Origin of the sequence: Gordonia sp. HS-NH1, from assembly GCF_001418765.1 — a bacterium.
GTDB lineage: Bacteria > Actinomycetota > Actinomycetes > Mycobacteriales > Mycobacteriaceae > Gordonia.
In genome coordinates this window covers 1-18,615 of the sequence record NZ_LIYC01000009.1, presented here as the reverse complement: position 1 = coordinate 18,615, position 18,615 = coordinate 1, and the positions used below count along the sequence as shown (strand labels likewise).

Annotated in this window: 20 protein-coding genes and 1 tRNA gene; 14 read left to right on the top strand and 7 right to left on the bottom strand. The window is 67.3% G+C overall.

Translation table 11 applies throughout. The features are described from left to right. Window positions 1-3 precede the first annotated feature (3 nt). Window positions 4-645, top strand: coding sequence for a GyrI-like domain-containing protein (locus tag AMD30_RS08765; RefSeq protein ID WP_055475433.1), 642 nt, complete (start codon window positions 4-6; stop codon window positions 643-645). Window positions 646-674: 29 nt separating this feature from the next. Here the strand turns inward: AMD30_RS08765 and AMD30_RS08760 are convergent, their stop codons facing one another. Then, entirely contained in the window at window positions 675-1,706 is a 1,032-nt protein-coding gene (locus AMD30_RS08760; RefSeq protein ID WP_010843785.1) for an LLM class flavin-dependent oxidoreductase, read from the bottom strand. 132 nt (window positions 1,707-1,838) lie between these two features. Between AMD30_RS08760 and poxB the strand changes: the two genes are divergently transcribed. After that, on the top strand, window positions 1,839-3,575 hold the full coding sequence (gene poxB, locus AMD30_RS08755; RefSeq protein ID WP_055475378.1) for a ubiquinone-dependent pyruvate dehydrogenase: 1,737 nt from the start codon (window positions 1,839-1,841) through the stop codon (window positions 3,573-3,575). Here the strand turns inward: poxB and AMD30_RS08750 are convergent. Then, window positions 3,572-4,222, bottom strand: coding sequence for an MBL fold metallo-hydrolase (locus AMD30_RS08750; RefSeq protein ID WP_055475377.1), 651 nt, complete (start codon window positions 4,220-4,222; stop codon window positions 3,572-3,574). The genes poxB and AMD30_RS08750 overlap by 4 nt on opposite strands. Before the next feature lie 143 nt (window positions 4,223-4,365). Here AMD30_RS08750 and AMD30_RS08745 point away from each other — a divergent pair, with 143 nt between their 5' ends. After that, complete coding sequence (locus AMD30_RS08745; protein WP_055475376.1) at window positions 4,366-5,625, top strand: oxygenase MpaB family protein; 1,260 nt, start codon at window positions 4,366-4,368, stop codon at window positions 5,623-5,625. A gap of 63 nt (window positions 5,626-5,688) precedes the next feature. Beyond that, window positions 5,689-6,738 carry a fused (3R)-hydroxyacyl-ACP dehydratase subunits HadA/HadB gene (locus AMD30_RS08740; protein ID WP_055475375.1) on the top strand — a complete coding sequence of 350 codons (1,050 nt, stop codon included), beginning with the start codon at window positions 5,689-5,691 and terminating at the stop codon, window positions 6,736-6,738. Window positions 6,739-6,747: 9 nt separating this feature from the next. On the opposite strand, the gene AMD30_RS08735 is transcribed toward AMD30_RS08740, so the two are convergent. Next, entirely contained in the window at window positions 6,748-7,224 is a 477-nt protein-coding gene (locus tag AMD30_RS08735) for a hypothetical protein (RefSeq protein WP_055475374.1), read from the bottom strand. Between the two features lie 96 nt (window positions 7,225-7,320). Beyond that, on the bottom strand, window positions 7,321-7,746 hold the full coding sequence (locus AMD30_RS08730; protein WP_035717879.1) for a nitroreductase family deazaflavin-dependent oxidoreductase: 426 nt from the start codon (window positions 7,744-7,746) through the stop codon (window positions 7,321-7,323). Window positions 7,747-7,866: 120 nt separating this feature from the next. On the opposite strand from AMD30_RS08730, the gene AMD30_RS08725 reads away from it, so the two are divergent. After that, window positions 7,867-8,370 (top strand): methylated-DNA--[protein]-cysteine S-methyltransferase, encoded by a 504-nt coding sequence (locus AMD30_RS08725; protein ID WP_055475373.1) that lies wholly within the window; start codon window positions 7,867-7,869, stop codon window positions 8,368-8,370. Window positions 8,371-8,379: 9 nt separating this feature from the next. Here the strand turns inward: AMD30_RS08725 and AMD30_RS08720 are convergent, their stop codons facing one another. Further along, window positions 8,380-9,294 (bottom strand): alpha/beta fold hydrolase, encoded by a 915-nt coding sequence (locus AMD30_RS08720; protein WP_055475372.1) that lies wholly within the window; start codon window positions 9,292-9,294, stop codon window positions 8,380-8,382. 370 nt (window positions 9,295-9,664) lie between these two features. On the opposite strand from AMD30_RS08720, the gene AMD30_RS08715 reads away from it, so the two are divergent. From AMD30_RS08715 to AMD30_RS08675, 9 genes are all read left to right on the top strand, one after another. Beyond that, a complete protein-coding gene (locus AMD30_RS08715; RefSeq protein ID WP_055475371.1) occupies window positions 9,665-10,234 on the top strand; it encodes a recombinase family protein in 570 nt (189 codons plus the stop codon). Further along, the gene (locus AMD30_RS08710) at window positions 10,231-10,533 is read left to right on the top strand and encodes a hypothetical protein (protein WP_010843775.1); all 303 of its coding nucleotides are present in this window, start codon (window positions 10,231-10,233) and stop codon (window positions 10,531-10,533) included. The genes AMD30_RS08715 and AMD30_RS08710 overlap by 4 nt, the downstream gene beginning before the upstream one ends. Window positions 10,534-10,822: 289 nt before the next feature. Further along, window positions 10,823-11,242 carry a chorismate mutase family protein gene (locus tag AMD30_RS08705; RefSeq protein WP_055475370.1) on the top strand — a complete coding sequence of 140 codons (420 nt, stop codon included), beginning with the start codon at window positions 10,823-10,825 and terminating at the stop codon, window positions 11,240-11,242. A gap of 1 nt (window position 11,243) precedes the next feature. Continuing rightward, the gene (pabB, locus tag AMD30_RS08700) at window positions 11,244-13,367 is read left to right on the top strand and encodes an aminodeoxychorismate synthase component I (protein WP_010843773.1); all 2,124 of its coding nucleotides are present in this window, start codon (window positions 11,244-11,246) and stop codon (window positions 13,365-13,367) included. Beyond that, entirely contained in the window at window positions 13,364-14,257 is an 894-nt protein-coding gene (locus AMD30_RS08695; RefSeq protein WP_010843772.1) for a prephenate dehydrogenase/arogenate dehydrogenase family protein, read from the top strand. The genes pabB and AMD30_RS08695 overlap by 4 nt, the downstream gene beginning before the upstream one ends. Further along, window positions 14,254-15,195 (top strand): diiron oxygenase, encoded by a 942-nt coding sequence (locus AMD30_RS08690; RefSeq protein ID WP_010843771.1) that lies wholly within the window; start codon window positions 14,254-14,256, stop codon window positions 15,193-15,195. Before AMD30_RS08695 ends, AMD30_RS08690 begins: the two co-directional genes overlap by 4 nt. Before the next feature lie 23 nt (window positions 15,196-15,218). Then, the gene (locus tag AMD30_RS08685; protein WP_010843770.1) at window positions 15,219-15,692 is read left to right on the top strand and encodes a GNAT family N-acetyltransferase; all 474 of its coding nucleotides are present in this window, start codon (window positions 15,219-15,221) and stop codon (window positions 15,690-15,692) included. A 38-nt stretch (window positions 15,693-15,730) separates the two neighbouring features. Beyond that, window positions 15,731-16,819, top strand: a complete 1,089-nt coding sequence (locus AMD30_RS08680; protein WP_014927020.1) for an ATP-binding protein — start codon at window positions 15,731-15,733, stop codon at window positions 16,817-16,819. A gap of 182 nt (window positions 16,820-17,001) precedes the next feature. After that, window positions 17,002-17,733, top strand: coding sequence for a dienelactone hydrolase family protein (locus AMD30_RS08675; RefSeq protein WP_055475369.1), 732 nt, complete (start codon window positions 17,002-17,004; stop codon window positions 17,731-17,733). 14 nt (window positions 17,734-17,747) lie between these two features. Here AMD30_RS08675 and AMD30_RS08670 read toward each other — a convergent pair whose 3' ends face one another. Together AMD30_RS08670 and AMD30_RS08665 are read right to left on the bottom strand one after the other, a co-directional pair. Further along, complete coding sequence (locus tag AMD30_RS08670) at window positions 17,748-18,224, bottom strand: DUF6389 family protein (protein ID WP_231632667.1); 477 nt, start codon at window positions 18,222-18,224, stop codon at window positions 17,748-17,750. Between the two features lie 143 nt (window positions 18,225-18,367). Continuing rightward, window positions 18,368-18,441, bottom strand: a tRNA-Pro gene (locus AMD30_RS08665). Between the last annotated feature and the right edge of the window lie 174 nt (window positions 18,442-18,615).

Below are 18,615 nucleotides of genomic sequence, written 5' to 3'. Positions count from 1 at the left end.
GGCGTGCCCGAGAAGGTCGATTTCAAGAAGACATTCGACGCGTACAAGGCCCATCGGGGCCGGATACGTGTGCTCGAGGTACCCGTGATGCGCTACGTCATGATCGACGGGTCGGGAGACCCGAACACCACGCCACAGTTCGTGGCGACCATCGAGACGCTCTACCCGGTCGCGTACACCCTGAAGTTCGCGAGCCGAGGCGAGCTGGGCCGCGACTACGTCGTCCCCCCGCTCGAGGGTCTCTGGTGGGCCGAGGACATGAGCGCTTTCACCGGTGCTCGGGACAAGGGCCGCTGGAGTTGGACTCTCATGCTGATGATCCCGGACTGGATCGACGACGGACTGCTCGACGCCGCCGTCCTGCGGGTCGGCTCGAAGAAACCACCGCCGCGCCTCGACGACCTCCGCATCGCATCCCTGGACGAGGGACTGTGCGTCCAGACGCTTCACCACGGTTCGTTCGACGACGAGGGCCCGGTGCTGGCAGAGATGCACGATCGGTTCATACCCGACAACGGTTTGACCATGCGGGGCCATCACCACGAGATCTATTTCAGCGACTTCCGCCGGGTCGCGCCGGACAGACTCCGGACGCTGTTGCGCCAGCCGGTGGAACCCGCGACGCCGGCCACCGGGATTTCGTAGCGAAAGACGGTGTATAGCACGCACTTTTGCTACACATCGCCCCCGGCCGGCGCCCAGCCGAGCGCCGGCCCGAGCCGTCCGGCGAGGTCACCCACGATCTGCAGGTAATCGGGTTCATCGAAGGAGAACGGCAACGCGAAGGCCACCTCCGTGGCGCGTTGGAATCCCGCGTGATCATAGAGCTTCTCGGCGAGCTCGTCGGACGGCCCGACGTGGTCCGGCGAGAACAGCAGGCCACGCGGACCCTGCGGGGTGAGCGTGCGCTCGTATCGGCTGTCGGCATAGGCCCGGTATTTCCGGACCTGGCTCGGGGTTGCCGAGTCCGTGGGGATGACCACCAGTCCCTGGGAGACCCGCGCACGGTCGGGATCGATGTGATTGGCGCGGTAGGCGTCGATGTGTTCGGCCTGAATGGTGGCGAAGTCTCGCGACCGTGTTCCCTCGACGGTCACCACCGAGGAGGTCAGGTAGTTGATCCCCTGCCGGCCCGCCCAGATCGCCGAGCTGAGTCCGCCTCCGTACCAGACCCGATCGGCCAGGCCGGGTGAGTGCGGTTGCACTCGCCGCGAGAAGGTCTCGATCCCGACGGTCCCCTCGAAGTCGCTGACCGGTTCACCGCGCAGGCCGTCCAGCAGCCGCACCACCCGGTCCTTCGAGAAGTTCTCCAGCGCATGGGTTTCGGGATACATCGCAGTCTTGTAGTCGTCGTAGCGCATCGGGACGCCCACGGACACACCTGGATTGAGACGTCCGTCGCTGAGGATGTCGACGGTCGCCAGATCCTCGGCCAGGCGCAGCGGGTTCTCCATACCGAGTGGGATCACCGCGGTGCCCAGCTCGATGCGGCTGGTCCGCACCGCGGCGGCCGCCAGCACTGCCACGGGTGAGGAGATGCCGTACTGGAAGTGGCGGTTGCGCACCCACACGCTGTCGAAGCCGAGTTGTTCGGCGAGCTCGATCATCCGCAGCGTTTCGAGGTGGCCGGGGCGAGGGTTGTCGCCGTCGAAGCGTCCGATGGTCAGGAATCCGAGCTTACGGAGGGGTTCACCGCGTCGAGGCATGCGTCGATTCTCACACTGCCATGAGCCGGACGACGCCCAAGAGGATCAGCGTGAGCCGAACTCCGTGGCCGCCGGCGGTACCCGACTCGCGTCTATAGTCGGGTCACACCGACCCCGACCGAACGGATCGCCATGTCGACCACAGTCGCGGAGAGGATCGTCGAGGAGCTCGACCGTGCGGGAGTGCGGCGCGTCCACGGGCTACCAGGCGATTCGCTCAACGGTTTCACCGATGCCCTGCGCAGGAACGACACCATCTCGTGGCGGCATGTCCGGCACGAGGAGTCGGCGGCCTTCGCCGCGTCCGCGGAAGCCGCCCTCACCGGTGAACTCGCGGTGTGCGTGGGAAGTTGCGGGCCCGGCAATCTGCATCTGATCAACGGACTGTTCGACGCACACCGCAGTCGTGTTCCGGTCCTCGCGATCGCCGCGCACATCCCCGCGACCGAGATCGGCACCGGCTACTTCCAGGAAACGCACCCCGAGCAGCTGTTCCGGGAATGCAGTGCCTTCTGCGAGATGGTCAGCACTCCCGAGCAGATGCCGCGCCTGCTCGACATCGCGCTGCGCACCGCCGTCGAGAAGCAGGACGTCGCGGTGCTCGTCATCCCGGGCGAGACCTTCCTCGCGCCGTGCCCGAAGCGACGAGCGGGCGCCCCCATCCGCCACATCCCGCGCGTCACACGTCCCACCGACGGCGAGATCGCGCGTGCCGCTGCCACTCTCAATGCCGCCGAGCGGGTGACCATTCTCGCCGGTGCCGGGGTGAAGGACTCCCACGACGTGGTCGTCGAGCTGGCGCGGGTCCTGCAGGCCCCCATCGTGCATGCGCTGCGCGGCAAGGAGTTCACCGAGTACGACAACCCCTACGACGTGGGAATGACCGGGCTGCTGGGCTTCTCGTCGGGGTATCGCGCGATCGAGAAGTGCGACACCCTGCTCATGCTCGGCACCGACTTCCCGTACGAACAGTTCTATCCCTCGAAGGCGACGATCATCCAGGTCGACATCCGCGGTGAGCAGATCGGCCGACGCTGTCCCGTCGACCTGCCACTCGTCGGTGACGTCGGCGACACCGTCCGAGCGCTTCTGCCGTCGATCACCACCGGCCGCGACTCCGAACACCTGTCGACCTCGCTGGCCCACTACGCCACGGCGCGGCGCCGCCTCGACGACCTCGCCGGCAACGACCGCAACCGGGCACCGATCCACCCGCAGTACCTGGCCCGCCTGATCAGCGAGAAGGCAGGCGACGACGCGGTGTTCATCCCCGACGTCGGTTCACCGGTGGTCTGGGCGGCTCGCTACCTCGCGATGAACGGTGCCCGCCGCCTGATCGGTTCGTTCACCCACGGCTCGATGGCCAACGCGGTGTCCCAGGCCATCGGTGCGCAGACCGCCTTTCCCGACCGCCAGGTGATCGCGCTCGCCGGCGACGGCGGGCTGGCGATGCTGCTCGGCGAGTTGCTCACCATCACGCAGAACCGGCTGCCGGTGAAGATCGTCGTCTTCGACAACTCGTCCCTGAACTTCGTCGAGGTCGAGATGAAGGCCGCCGGATTCGTCAATTACGGAACCGATCTGGAGAACCCGGACTTCGCCGCGCTGGCGGAGTCGGTCGGCATCCGAGGCCGCCGGGTCGAGCAGCCCGACGATCTCGCCGACGCGGTCGACGAGTTCCTCGCCCACGACGGTCCGGCCCTGCTCGACGTCGTCACCGCCCGGCAGGAGCTGTCCATTCCGCCGGCGATCACCGCCGCCCAGGCGAAGGGGTTCACGCTGTACGCCCTGCGAACCGTGCTGTCGGGACGTGGCGACGAACTGGTCGACCTCGCCGAGACCAACCTGTTCCGACGTCTGTTCGACTAGGCCTGCCGGTCGACGGCCGCCCGCACACCGTGGGCGGCCTCCGCGACATCCGCGCTCCACGTCGACGCGTCGACCCGGTGAACGGCGGAGTCACCCGCATAGGCACTGGAGATGACGACGTCCGGATCGAGCGTTCCCAGGAGTTCCATACTCGCCGCGAGCTGGTCCGCGTCGCTGATACCCGGTAGGTAACCGGCGGTCCATCGCCCCGAGGCGTTGCGGTAGAGAGTGTCCCCGGTGAACAGGTACCGGTCGCCGTCGGCGCCTGTCGCGAGGTAGCTCGTGCTCCCCGGGGAATGGCCGGGTGTCGGGATCACCTCGACCCCGTTGTCGTCGATGTGCCGGTCCGCGACGGCAACCCCGATCCGAGCGTGGCCGCCGATCCGGTCCGCTTCGGCGGCCGGCGCGTGCAGCGTCGCCCCGAAGCGTTCGGAGATCGCGCCCAGCTGCGGCCCGGCCTCGTCCTGATGCGACAGGTACTGGTGATCGATTCCTCCGAGCCGCTCGAAGTCGTCGAACTCGGCGTCGGAGGCAACCGAGTAGAAGAGGACGTTCCGGTTCGACGTCCACAGGTAGGCATGTGTGGTCAGTCCGGGAAACGGACTGTCGCTGATGGTTTCCCACAGGTCGGCGAGAACGCGGCGCATCGGTGTCTCCTCGAGTCGGTCGGTATGTCCAACCACGGTGCAACTTCATGTCCGCTTGAAGTCAACGTCCACGACCGCCCGTACACGAGTCCGCCACCGAGTGATACACATATGAAGATCCGTCTCACCTGTTTGGAGTTCACGTGTCCACTTCGCTGTCGTCCGACGCTCCCGCGTTTCCCGCCGCGGTCGGCTATGAGTCCGCGATGGCGAACCGGCGCCTCCGACGCGCCCGGGCGCTGGTCCGCCGCGCCACCGGGAAGGACCTCTTCCCGGAGCAGGAGAACCTGCGCACCTTCGCCGCAGACATGTTCCGCACCGATCCGGTCGCCGAACGGTTCGTCGACGAGGTCTACGGCACGATCGGCGGCGACGCGGCCCGAGCGCTCCTCGACCAAGCACTCACCGACGGCCTCGACAGCATCGACGATCCCCCGCCGGCGCTGGTCGAGTTGTTCGAGGAGTTCGAGGCCGTGCCCGACTGGGTCGACCCCGAGCTGATCGCCGAGGGCGAGGCCATCTGGCGTCGGTGGGGTACCGGCCTGTTCAGTGTCGCCGGCGGGATCACCTTGGAGATGTACACCGAAGCCGCTGTGGCGAAGCCGCTGTCACTGGCCGGCGGTTACGCGGGAGACAACGCGTTGCGCAGGTTCCTGGAGACCTCGCGCTTCTGGATCGACGTCTCGCAACCCGGGGCGTTGCTCACGCCGGGGTCGCAGGGTCGCGCGACGGCCATGCGGGTGCGCGTCATGCACGTGTGGGTTCGTCGCACGGTCGCCGACCACCCGGAATGGGATCGGCATCGCTGGGGCGACCCGATCAGCCAGTCGTATCAATTGCTGACCCTGCTCGGCGGCAGCGTGGTTCCGGCAATGGCCCTGTGGCTGACCGGAGTACAGACGACGCCCCGTGAGATCCGGGTCCTGATGCACTACCAGCGCTACCTCGGCCACCTGCTGGGTGTACGCACCCAGTGGTACCCCGAGACCATCGCCGACTCGCTGCGATTGCTGGCGTTCGTCACCTCGACCCGCAGCTACGACGCCGGGGACGACGGCGCCGAGCTCATCGAGTCGTTCCCCGCGGCGTTCGCGAAGAGCGGAGCGACCGGCCTGGAGCGACTTCGCGGCCGGTACAACGCGGCGATGTACGCGGCCTATTCGAGCATCTACATGCTGCCCATGACGCGGTTGCGCTATCGGATGCCGAGTCCGGTTCCGGGGGTGCTGGTCATCGTGCTCCGCCTGCCCGCCGTGATCGTCGTCGAGACAATACGTCGACTGTCACCCCGATTTCGCCGGGTGCACGAGAAGTGGATGTGCCGCCACCGGGAGAACTGGCACGACTGGCAGACCTCCGGGCGTCCCGCCGAGTACGCGCACGGGAAAGGACTCCGGCGCTGACGACAGCACACCGAAGTTACTCCGGAGTTGGACACGAATGCACACACCGTTAGCCTGTTCGGGGTGACGCACACTCCGACGACCACCGCCACGACCGATGATCCCGCCGGGATCGAATCCCGCGTGGGTCATTACTACGTCCTCGACGGCTCGTACCAGGTCGGGCGAGAGAAGGTTCGCGAGTACGCACGCGCGGTCCAGGACTATCACGGCGCCCATTGGGAGCCCGAAGCCGCTGCGGCACTGGGTTATCCGGGACTCGTCACACCGTTGACCTTCACCTCCATCCCGGCCATGGCGGCGAACCGGGAGCTCTTCGAGAAGGTCATCGTCGGATATGACACCTACGTGCAGACCGAGCAGGTCTTCGAGCAGCACCGTCCGATCGTCGCCGGGGACGAGCTGACCACCGACGTCGAGCTGACCAGTGTTCGGCGGATCGCGGGTAAAGACCTGATCACCGTGACCAACACCATGACCGACGCCGCGGGCGAGCGAGTGCACACGATGCACACCACGGTCGTCGGCGTGACCGCCGACGAGGTCGACCCGGAGTTGAGCATCGCGGTTCGCAAGGTGATGATGCACGACGTCAACATCTTCAGCCACGACGAATCCGCGCAACGATACGTGAAGACGGTTCGTCCCGACGGCGACATCCGGGCCGCCGATGACACCGGCCGGACCTCGGGAGCCCGCAACTTCGACGAATTGAGCGTCGGCGACGAGCTACCGCCGCACACCATTCGGCTGTCCCGCGGCGATCTCGTGAACTACGGCGGTGTCGCGGGCGACGCCAATCCCATCCACTGGGACGAGACGAGCGCGAAGCTGGCGGGCCTGCCCGATGTGATCGCGCACGGCATGCTGACCATGGGCCTCGGGGCCGCCTTCGTGTCCTCGTGGTCTGGTGACCCGGGTGCCGTCACCCGCTACGCGGTCCGCCTGTCCCAGCCCGCTGTCGTCTCGGGCGCCGAAGGCGGCGAGATCGAATACAGCGGTCGCATCAAGTCGCTCGATCCGGAGACCCGAACGGGCGTCGTCATCGTGGTGGCGAAGTCGGGTGGTCGCAAGATCTTCGGTCTCGCGACCATGAACATCCGCTTCAAGTGACCGTCAGGGTCAGTACTCCCCTTTGATGACGAAGTACGACCCACGGATGACGCCGGCGAGCTTCGATTTCTGCCTTGCGAACTTGAACCTGGACTCCAGCTCCGCCGGAACGTCCATACCGTCGGAGAGTTTGAACCCGACGGCCCGCTTCCCGGCCGGGTCGATGCTGTACATGACGTTGACGGCCAGGCCCGACTCGTAGAACACGTACGACATACGGAGCCTGGCGTCGTCCGGGCCCACCTCGAAGTCGCTGACCTCGAGCGCGGGCGAGCTGATGGTGATGTCCCGCTCGTTCGCCAGGATCGTGGTCACCCGATCGAGGATGTCGGGCGCATCCGACGCCGGGACGACGGTGAAGTCGTGCCCGTACTTCGTCTTGTGGTACCGGGCCTCGTTGGCCCGCAGACCGGCCAGCGCCTCCGACACGGGTGAACTCTCGAGTCCTGCGGTGGAGACATCTTTGAAGTCGGCGACGTGGCCCATGGCACTTCCTTCCCGAACACTGCGTGAGACAGAGTAGAGCCCCCGACCACCGTCGGGGGCTCTATCGGTTCAGCGTGGCTCAGTCCAGCGCGATTCTCACTCGAGGACGAACACCGGGATCTGCCGGTCGGTCTTGGTCTGGTACTCCGCGTAGGGAGGGTAGGCCGCGACAGCGAGCTCCCACCAGTGGTCACGCTCCTCGCCGTCACTCAGCTCACGAGCGGTCAGTTCCTTCACCTCGGTGCCGTCCTGAGCGGTGACCTGAGGATTCGCTTTCACGTTGTGGTACCAGGCCGGATGCTCGGGAGCGCCGCCCTTCGAGGCGACCATCAGGTACTTGCCGTTCTCTTCAACGCGCATCAGCGGGACGTAGCGCTTCTTGCCCGACTTGGCGCCGGTGGTCGTGAACAGGACGATCGGGCGGTCCATCACTGTCACACCGTCGGTGGTGCCCTGCTCGAGGATCTTCTCGGTCTGCTCGCGGACCCAGCCTTCAGGACTCAACTCTGCATTAGCACTCATGGTGGGCGGAACACCACGACCGCCCCGGATATTCCGCGTGCCGACGTGCTCCTCACCGTCCGATGTTCTGACCCTCCGCTACTGTGGCGACACCCGACCCCTGATCGCGAGTCTCCACCGATGCCCTCACCACGCCGTGCTCTCCTGCCGACGCCGGTCGGCACCGTGGCCGTCGACAGCAACGGCTCCGCCATCGTGCGCGTGGCCTGGCGGGTCGGCACCGATACAGCGACCGACATCGACACCACCGATGCGGTTCTCGCCGAAGCGATCCGACAACTCCGGGCCTACTTCACCGGCGAGCTCACCGACTTCGATCTGCCTGTCGACCTCGACGGGATGTCGGACGCCGCGCGTGCAGTCCTGACGACGCTGCATCGGGAGGTCACCCACGGCGACACCGTCACCTACGGGGAGTTGGCGGCGATGACCGGCACACGGGTCTCCGCGCGTGGCGTCGGGACCATCATGGGCATCAATCCGGTACCGCTGATCGTCCCCTGCCATCGCGTGATCGCGGGTGACGGTCTCGGCGGCTACTCGGGAGGCACGACCGGTCAGGGTCTGGCGACCAAGCGCTGGTTGCTCGAGTTCGAAGGCGTTCTCCCGCCGACGCTGTTCTGACGTCGAGCGTCACGTTCGCGACGCCCCGGACAGATGGTCGACGACCAGCGACTGCAGCCTTGGAGCGTCCTGGCCGAGCCACAACGACAGGTGCGTTCCTTCGTCGACGGCTTCGAGGCGAGCATCGGGCAGCGTCTGCGCCGCGTGGACACTCTGATCGAACGGGACGTCGGCGTCGGTTCGGGCGTGTATCGCCAGCACGGGTGCGCTCACCTCCGCGAGCGGTAGGTCGAGGTCACAGAATTGGTCGAAGTCGTTGTCGAAGCCCGCTTTTCGCGACCCCGACACGGTGTCGAACAGATCGATCGCCAGCGTGCGCTGGTCGTCATCGGCGATGATCTCCGCGGTGAGCGCCCTGATCTGCGCACGCGACAGGTCTCCCTCACCGGACAGGAGTGTCGAGATGGCCGTGGACGGCGCCTTCGACACGAGCGTGGTCGCCAGCCACTGACCGAAACGGCTGAAGAGGAGTTTCTCCTCGGATAGTTCGAGTCGTCCGCGCAGGCTGCTCCGCGGGTCGAAACGAGTGCTGACCGTGGCGACGGCGACCATCGATGCGACCCGCTCCGGCACCGCGGCAGCCAGCGAGTACGCGGCGGGTCCACCACCGGACCAGCACATCAGCGCGAAACGCTCGACCCCCAGTGCATCCAGGGTGGCCGCGGCCAGCTCACCCTGCGCTGCCGGGGCGCGCGTGTCATGACCGAGGGGCGTGCCCAGGTAACCGGGCCGCGAGATCGCGATGACACGGTGCGACCCGGCGAGGAAACGAGTCATCAGAACACCCTGGTCACAGCCACCCGGCGACCCGTGCAGGAACACCAGCGGCGGTCCCGTCCCGACGTCGATGCACTCGACCGGCCCGGCCGGCGTCTCGATCAGCCGCGATCCGGTCGCATGGCCGTCGGAGTGTGTGAGTCCCATGAACCTGCCTCCACCGTCGACGTCGGGTGGTGCGACGGTAGCGCCGGTGCGGGCCGTTCGCGGCGGAAGCGGACGAAACCCCTGTGAACAGATGGTGTCGGCGCGCTTTACATCTATGCCATCCGTCCCGAAAGCAAGGGCGATGTGCACGATCACCGCCGACCGCGGCCTTCCACCCGCCTCGCCGGCAGTCTCAGATTATTTCGAGACCATATATGAGACTTCTGAGAGTTCGTAGCCGGCATCCACCACTGAGTGCGCAATCGCTCCGCAAATGCAGTCTCGAAAACGCAGCGCGCCGTGGCGCGGTATTTCGATACTTTTGAGATACGCTGCCCCGGTGACAGCAGATGCAACAGAGTCGTCGGGGATGGCCCTCGGCTATGCCCGCGAAACAGCCGGCGCCCACCCACTCGCGCCGCAGATCGATGCACTCACCGACGCCGGCGTCGATCCCGCACGCATCTACACCGACGCGAGCGACCGATCCGCACCTTCCGGCCACCGGCCCGGGATGGCCGCACTTCTCGACTACGCACGTGCCGGAGACATCACGGTGGTGGTCGGTATCGATCGCCTGGGCCGCACCGTGCACGAGGTCATGGAGATCGCCAACCAGATGACCGGGCGTCGTATCGGACTGCGCTCGTTACGCGAGGGCATCGACACCGCCGACCCGGCCGGAGCGATGATCGTCGCAGTCTTGGCGTCGTTGGCCGAACTCGACGACGCGGGACCGCGGTCGGACCGTTCGACACCGAGGACGCTGCGCGGGTCGACGTCGACCATCGGTCGTCCGCGCGCGCTCGACGCCGACCAGGTGGCGCGCGCCGAGCAGATGCGCGCGCGAGGGGTCTCCGTACCGAAGATCGCGCAGGAGCTCGGGGTCAGTCGCGCAACCCTGTATCGTACGCTTGCCGAAAGGCGTTCGGTCCGTTGAAGAATCCTGATTCCGACCTGCCCGAGCTCGATATCGTGACCGAACACGGCGTCGTCACGCGGTTGCCCACGTCGTTTCCCATCTACGACGCCGAACTCGACGAGCACCTCGACCCGGACCTGTTCCAGCAGGGTTTTCTCGATGCCGCTGCCGATCTCGATGCCCTCCCGGCGCCCTGGGCGCGACAACTCGCGTCGTCCACGCTCGCCTGCCCGCCCCATCCCGATGACGAGGAGCCGAGCTACACCCGCGGCTATCGCGCCGCCCTGTACGGGCACCTGCGGCACGCCGGAAAGTGAGTGCTGCAAAGGATTCGGCGGTTCGCACTGCCCGGAAGGCCGGACTTGCCGCAATCGAACCGGTGCCCGGCAACGGATCTCGCCGCGGTGACGTATCGGTCGTTGGTGAATCGTGATCAGGTGGTGACGTCAACGCCTTCGCGATCTCGCGGTCGGTGCGACCATGGACCGAGGCGGGGTTGGGGTTCGCCGACGCGAACCCAGGCGCAGTACCCACGGGGCGGCGCCGCATTTCGGGGCGGTTCAAGCCGGCGGGCCGCACATTCGGACACTTCTAGGTGGTCGCGCCGTGAACCAATCGACGAACATCGACGGGCGAGTGCTGGGTGAGAACGAGCTCAGCGAACGCGAACTCGAAGCACTGCGAACGGAATTGGACGGGATCGACGATCGATTGCTCGAAGACGTGCGCGCCCGGCTCGAGGTGTGTACCCGCATCGCGCAACTCAAACGGCGATACGCCATTGCCGTGATGCAACCGCACCGCGTCGGAGCTGTGCACGAGCACGCCCACCGGTTCGCCGTCGATCATGACCTGTCCCCGGATTTCCTGCACGCCCTCTACGACCTGATGATCTCGGAGACCTGCCGCGTCGAGGACCTCATCGTGGCGGCCGAGCAACCACGGCCGAACCGCGGTTCGGCGCGACAGGCGAACCCGGATCGGGCCCCCGTCCAGCGCACGTCCGCCGACTCGAGCGCGGAGTGAGGTGGCCGCGGTGCGCACATTGCTGATCGACAACTACGATTCGTTCACCTACAACCTGTACGCGCTGTTGACCGAGGTCAACGGCCAGGAGCCGGTCGTCGTCGCCAACGACGTGCCGTGGGCGTCGGTCGACCTCACGGCTGTCGACAACGTGGTGGTCTCCCCCGGCCCGGGTCGACCGGACTACGTCCGCGACTTCGGGATCAGCGCAACGGCTCTGACCGACAGCGGGCTGCCCGTACTCGGTGTGTGTTTGGGACACCAGGGCCTGTGCCATGTGTTCGGCAGTCCCGTGGTGCGGGCCCCGGAGCCACGACACGGGCGGGTCAGCGCGGTGCACCACGACGGCCGGGGCCTCTTCGCGGGGCTGCCGTCCCCGTTCCGGGCGGTGAGATATCACTCGCTCGCGGTGATGGATGTCCCCGACGTGTTGGAGGAGCAGGCGTGGTCGGACGACGGCGTCCTGATGGCGGTGCACCACCGGGATCTGCCGATGTGGGGGGTGCAATTCCATCCGGAGTCGATCTGCAGCGAGTACGGCCGGGAACTGCTGGCGAACTTTGCCGCAGCGACACCGCTGCGTACGAACCGGCGGGCGACGGGCGTGGCGGCGGGAACGTCACCGACGACGAGATCTGTTCCCGCAGAGCATATGCCGTCGACGAAACACGAACACCGCTATCGGGTGCGATCGGTGCGCGTCGACCGGACCGTGGATGCGCAAGCGCTGTATGAGCGATTGTTCGCCGACGGACCCAACAGCTACTGGCTCGACGGATCGGCGGCCGACGACGAGGACGGCAGATTCTCCGTCATGGGCGACTGTTCGGGACCGCACGCCGAGTATGTGACCTACCGTGTGCCGGAAATGACGGTGCGAGTGCAACATTCGAACGGAACGGTCGAGGTGGTCGGCAGCACCTTCTTCGACTATCTCGGCGCGCAGGTGCGGGAGCGCTCGGTGGCGCCGCGGTCGGATCTGCCGTCCGGGTTCTGTCTCGGTTATGTCGGCTACCTCGGTTACGAACTCAAGGCGGACACCGGTGGACAGTTGGCTCATGCGTCCGAGCAGGCCGATGCCGCGCTGGTGTTCGCGGACCGGGCGGTGGTGATCGACCACGAGGGCGGGTGCGTGTACGTACTGGCACTCGAACCGGTCGAGAATTTCGGCACACCGGATCCCGACACGACTCGATGGTTGCGCGAGACGGCGTCGACCATCCGGGAGTTGCCGCCCCCACTCCCCCGATCGACGACTCCCCCGCTGGTCCCGGTTCCGCATGAGGTGCCGATCGTGTTCCGGCACAACCACGAGACGTACCTGAGGCTCGTCGAGGACTGCCTGGCGGAGATCCGGTCCGGGGAGTCCTACGAGGTGTGCCTGACGAACTCGGCCACCGTGCACCGCACCCTCGACCCCGTGTCCGGGTATTCGTGCCTCCGCGAGATCAGCCCGATGCCCTACAGTGCGTTGCTGCAGTTCTCGGGGCTGTCAGTGCTCAGCGCGTCTCCGGAACGCTTCCTGAAGGTCGCCGCGGACCGCACGGTGGAGTCGAAACCGATCAAGGGCACCCGGCCTCGGTCGGCGAATCCGCTGGAGGACCAGGAATTCCGATGCGCGCTGCGAGCGAGCGAGAAGGACCGGTCGGAGAACCTGATGATCGTCGACCTCGTCCGCAACGACCTCTCGCGCGTCTGTGAGCCGGGTTCGGTGCACGTGCCGTCCCTGTTCGACATCGAGACCTACGCACCGGTGCATCAGATGGTGTCGACGGTGCGTGGGACGCTGCGCGAGGGGCTGTCGGCGGTCGACTGTGTGCGGGCGGCGTTTCCGGGCGGTTCGATGACCGGGGCGCCGAAGATCCGCACGATGGAGATCATCGACAAGCTCGAGGCCGGTCCGCGGGGGGTGTACTCGGGCGCGATCGGCTACTTCTCGCTGACGGGAACCGCCGATCTGTCGATCGTGATCCGCACGATGGTCGCCACCGATTCCGAGGTGACGTTCGGGGTCGGCGGTGCGATCGTCGCGCTGTCGGATCCGGACGAGGAGTTCGAGGAGACGATGGTCAAGGCGCTCACCATGCGACGCTGCCTGTCCGTTGCCGACGAAAGCGGGCCGTGACAGGATCGACCGCCCCCGGTGCGCGGTCGGTGGTCGTGGCCGGCGGTGCGGGAGCGGTGGGGGCGATGTTCGCGGACCGGTGGCGCGCGGACGGCGCCGACGTGTACATCCTGGACGCCGCGTTCGGGGACGACATCAGGTCTCCCGGCCCGGAGTCGGCGGCGCGGATGCGCGAGGCCGACATCGTGGTCCTCGCGGTCCCCGAAGACGTGGCGCTGGCGGCGGTGGCAACGGTCCGGCCGTTGCTGCGTTCGACGGCGCTGCTGATGGAGACGCTGTCGGTGAAGTCGCGGTTCTCGGCGGCTGTCGCGCGTCTCGACGGGGTCGACGTCGACGCGGGCGGGCCGATCGTCGGGGTGAATCCGATGTTCGCGCCGTCCCTCGGACTACCCGGCCGTGCGGTCGCGGTCGTCGTCCATCGGGGCGGGCCGGGCGCGGACCTTCTGCTCGACGACCTGGCACGGTGGGGCGCCAGGAGGGAGGTCACCACCGCGGACCGGCACGACCGCCTGTGTGCGGCGGTGCAGGCCCTCACCCACGCGACCATCCTGTCGTTCGGGTGCGCGCTGGCCGACCTCGGCGTCGACGCCGACGAGACCGCGACGCTGGCAACCCCTCCGTTCACGACGATGTCGGCGATGCTGGCTCGGATCACCGGTGGGACACCAGAGGTGTACCGGGACGTGCAGAGATCGAACCCGTGCGCGCCTGCGGCGCGAGATGCGCTGGCGCGGGCCGTGTCCCGGGTGTCGGCCGCCTGCGACGGTGACGATGACACCGCCGGCACCGAGTTCACGGCGCTGCTCGCCCGGGCGGGTGCATCGCTGGGCGACCGCGGGGACGGATACGCGGAGATGTGTGCCCGACTGTTCGACGGAATGGCATCGTGACCGGGGGGCTGCCCGACCACGACGCCTCCGATCCGGTGGAGACGGCGGTGATCCGCGGGCTGGTCCGCAGCTGGCCGCGCCGTGCGACGGTACGGCGCACCGAACCCGAACTCGACGGTCCCACGATGGACGACGTCTTCGACGACGCCCGTTCCGACTATCCCGATTCGATGCTCCCGTTCGACGGGCATCCGGGCTGGGATCGGCTCGACGAGGACATCCGGTCCAGGGTCCGCGCCTGGGCCTGGATCGCCTACAACAAGAACGTCGTCGACATCGAGCAAGACGTGGTGACACCCGGTTTCGGACTGCTGTTCCGGGATACGTTCGGCACGGGGTTCTCGGATGCGGGCCGGGCGGCGGTGGTGCAGTCGATGGTCGACGAGGAGTACCACACGCTGATGCACCTGAACGCGTCCGCGCTGACCCGCCGGCGGCGCGGCTGGGCGCTGCCGGACGCGGCGCTGCCCGAGTCGTTGACGGTGCGCCGGCACCGAGAGGCGCTCGCGCGGGCGGAGTCGGCGCGAGCCGCGGCTCTGACGACCCTGGCGTACGCGACGGTCGCCGAGACCTCCATCGGCGACTACCTGGCCCTCATCGCCGACGACCGGACCATTCAGCCGGTACACCAGGCCACCGTCGCCCTGCATCGCCGCGACGAGCGCGCGCACGGCTCGGTCGCCGGTGAGATGATCGGTCTGGTCCACGACCGGCTGGACCCAGACGATCGGATCATCCTGGCGCGCGCCCTGCGTGACGGTGTCGACGCGTTCACTTCCACCGATGGGGCCCTGTGGTCGGCGATCGTCGACGCCGAGCGAATCCCGGACGGCGACACGATTCTCCGCGATGTCGCCGAGGACCCCGATCGCCGTCGAGTCCTGCAGGACTGCAGCGCAGTCGACCGTCTCCTCGCCCGGTTCGGCCGGATCGGCTGAGTGCGCACCGCTACCGTGGGATCGTGAACGTCCACAACCGCGCCCGACTGGCGACGACGGCAGACGCAGCGACGATCGCCGATCTGCTGGATGAGTTCAATCGCGAGTTCGACGAGCCGTCGCCCGGGCCGGTGGCGCTGGCACGCCGTCTACACGAGTTGCTCTCCGGTGCTTCTACTTTCGCCGTCGTCGCCGGCGCTCCGATCGTGTCGCTGGGACTGGTCACCATCCGCACCAACGTCTGGGTCGAGGGCGGCATCGCGCTGCTCGACGAGATGTACACGACACCCGCCGAACGGAGCCGCGGACTCGGCAGTGCCGTTCTCACCGCTGCCGTCGCCGAGGCGACACGGCGGGGCGCCGGCGAGTTCGAGATCGAGGTCGACGAACCCGATGTCGACGCACACCGCTTCTACGCCAGGCACGGATTCCCGATGCGCGACCCCGCCACCGGCGACCGAGCTTTCGTACTGCGCAAAGAGCTGTCCACCCCGTAAGTCCGATGAGATGCCGCTCGTGCCAGTAAGGTACGGGCGTGGTTCAGCTGACAGTGGGAAGCCATCGCGACAACGCGACGACCGACGTCCTCCTCGCCGCGGAGAAGTTCAACCGCCACACCTTCTGGTGCGGCCAGAGCGGATCCGGAAAGACGTACGCGCTCGGGGTGGTGCTAGAGCAGCTGTTGCTCCGCACCCGACTCCCCTTGCTCATCCTCGACCCGAACGCCGATTTCACGCGGTTGCCGGAGACACGAGGCACCACCGACCCCGCAACGGCCGACGCGATCGCGGCCGCCGACATCCGGGTGCTCCATTCCACCCGGCGCGACGGACCGCAGTTGCGGACACGTTTTCTCGCCCTGCCGCTCGCCGCGAAGGCCGCGGTCCTGCAGCTGGATCCGATCGCCGACGCCGACGAGTACAACGTCCTGCTACACGCCGACGCCACGCTCACCGAGACGTCGGACCAGACCACCTACCTCGAGGCCCTCCGCCGTTCCGACGACCCCGGACACCAACGGCTGGCCAAGCGGATCGAGAATCTCCAGGTTCTCGACTGGGCACTGTGGGCGCGGGGTGGCGTCGCAGCCACCGACATCGTCGACGAGCGACCGCAGGCGACCGTGCTCGACCTGGGCGGCTTCGCCCACCCGGCGGAACCGAAGGTGGCCGCTCTCAGTGTGCTCGAGCACCTGTGGGAACGCCGCGACGAACGACGGCCCGTCCTCATCGTGATCGACGAAGCCCACAACATCTGTCCGCCGCTGGCCACGAGCGCGGTGGAACAGGCACTGATCGATCGCGTCGTGCAGATCGCCGCCGAGGGACGCAAATTCGGCCTCTGGCTGCTGCTGTCGACGCAACGGCCCACCAAGATCCATCCCAATGTCCTGTCCCAGTGCGACAACCTGTGCCTGATGCGGATGAACGCCCCGCGGGATCTCGCCGAACTCGCCGACACCTTCGGCTTCGTCCCCGAGCACCTGCTGGCGGAGTCCCCCGGATTCCGCCAGGGTGAGGCGCTCTTCGCGGGCGGGTTCATCACTGCCCCCACCTACACCCAGATGGGTGCCCGGATCACCGAAGAGGGCGGTGCCGACGTCGCGGTGCCGCTGGGTGTCTAGCGCCGACGACAATCCGGCGTGGCGGCAGGTCGACCGCTGCTAGTGTGTTCACCGTCCGTGCGACAGACCGAGGAGGCGATACCCATGAACGATTCGACGTGGGCGCTCCCCTGCGGAGTCACGGTCGGGCGATAGGTCGTCCGGGGAGCGCCGTATGAGCGCACTCCCCGAAAGGCACGACCATGCACTTCACCTCTGAGACCCACCTCGTCGGCGGCGTCGTCGAACGGAACTTCGTCCTCGGCGACATCCCGGGCATCCTGTGGTCGCCCGCCACGACCTCGTCACCCGTTCCGCTGATCCTGCTCGGCCACCCCGGCGGCCTTCAGCAGATGTATCCACGGCTGTCCGCCCGGGCGCGGCGGGCAGTGACCGACGGCTTCGCCGCGGCGACGATCGAGACTCCCGGCGGCGGTGACCGACCGACGTCGATCGCTGCCGAACACGCCCGTGCCGAGCTGCGTCGAACGCTGCAGGCCGGCCTTGAGGTCAGCGCCGACATCGTCGACCGGCTCGTCCTGCCCCTGGTCGAGCAGTCGGTCCCGGAATGGCAGACGGCGATGGACCAACTCCTCGCACTGCCCGACATCGATGGGCCGGTGGGCTATTCCGGGGGCGTCATCTCCGTCGGCGTCCGGCTCGCCGTGACCGAACCCCGGATCGCGGCCGCCGTGCTGTTCGCGGGGAGCTTCATCCCGCGAGCGATTCTCGACGAGGCCCGACGCGTCACGATCCCCCTGCACGTGCTGCTGCAATGGGACGACGAACACAATGACCGGCAGGCCGCGCTGGACCTCTTCGACGCCTTCGGTTCGACGGAGAAAAGCCTCCACGCGAACATGGGTGGACACACCGGCGTCCCGACGTACGCGGGTGACGCCGCCGCCGGATTCTTCGTCCGCCATCTGAGCTGATCGGGCGCCGAGCGTCAGCCCCGTGGGCCTGTTCCGTCCCGGTCGGCGCTCGGCCCCAGCGGCCGTCGGTCGAGCGTTCCTGCGGCCGAACCGATCTCCCAGTGCACCGGCCCACTCGGGACAAGCGCGTCGAGCCACGTCGCGACGACATCGACGATCGTTTGCTCCAGGTCATCTTGCGACCATCCCCGCGGTCGCGACGGCACCTCCGGTTCCCCGCCGAGTTCCCCCCATTCGACGCCGAACAGCCATCGCTCGTCGCCGAATCGCCGGTCCAGTCCGAACGCGTCCGCACCCTCGAATCGTGCCCAGACATCGAACGGACCTTCGCCGTCTTGGTCGACGAACACATCGATCATCACACCGTCGACCGTCACGCCGCCGGCGACGTCGGACGCCGCCGCGCCGAGGCGTTCCAACATTGCTGCGACATCTACGGATCGCGTCGCAAGGATGTGTGCCAGGCTGCGTCGGTACTCGGCTGCGTCCACACCACGAGCGTATGTGGGTCGCCACCGGCGCACCGCATCGCACAGTGCGACCTGCCGGCGCGTACGCCGACCCGGAAACGGGAGAACCGTCGGACGCCGCGAAAGAAAAAACCCTGATGAGCGACGCTCATCAGGGTTTTCTGTCGGGCTGACAGGATTTGAACCTGCGACCACTTGACCCCCAGTCAAGTGCGCTACCAAACTGCGCCACAGCCCGTTGCTCCCGCCGAAGCGGAGCGATGTAAAGCGTAGCCGACGAGCACGGTCCCGAACCAATCGGCTGGTCAGGGGCCGATTCGACGCTTGCCGTCAGGTGTCGCGAAACGGTGCGATCGGCGCAACGATCCGCGACATCTCTTTGCGGCCTAGATGTACTGACCTGAGAGGTTGG

Excerpts from the sequence above, each read along its gene's own strand:
- AMD30_RS08725 (WP_055475373.1), top strand. The coding sequence starts at position 7,867 with ATGCCCTCACCACGCCGTGCTCTCCTGCCGACGCCGGTCGGCACCGTG.
- poxB (WP_055475378.1), top strand. The coding sequence starts at position 1,839 with ATGTCGACCACAGTCGCGGAGAGGATCGTCGAGGAGCTCGACCGTGCG.
- AMD30_RS08730 (WP_035717879.1), bottom strand. The coding sequence starts at position 7,746 with ATGAGTGCTAATGCAGAGTTGAGTCCTGAAGGCTGGGTCCGCGAGCAG.
- AMD30_RS08750 (WP_055475377.1), bottom strand. The coding sequence starts at position 4,222 with ATGCGCCGCGTTCTCGCCGACCTGTGGGAAACCATCAGCGACAGTCCG.
- AMD30_RS08720 (WP_055475372.1), bottom strand. The coding sequence starts at position 9,294 with ATGGGACTCACACACTCCGACGGCCATGCGACCGGATCGCGGCTGATC.
- AMD30_RS08735 (WP_055475374.1), bottom strand. The coding sequence starts at position 7,224 with ATGGGCCACGTCGCCGACTTCAAAGATGTCTCCACCGCAGGACTCGAG.
- AMD30_RS08715 (WP_055475371.1), top strand. The coding sequence starts at position 9,665 with ATGGCCCTCGGCTATGCCCGCGAAACAGCCGGCGCCCACCCACTCGCG.
- AMD30_RS08675 (WP_055475369.1), top strand. The coding sequence starts at position 17,002 with ATGCACTTCACCTCTGAGACCCACCTCGTCGGCGGCGTCGTCGAACGG.
- AMD30_RS08760 (WP_010843785.1), bottom strand. The coding sequence starts at position 1,706 with ATGCCTCGACGCGGTGAACCCCTCCGTAAGCTCGGATTCCTGACCATC.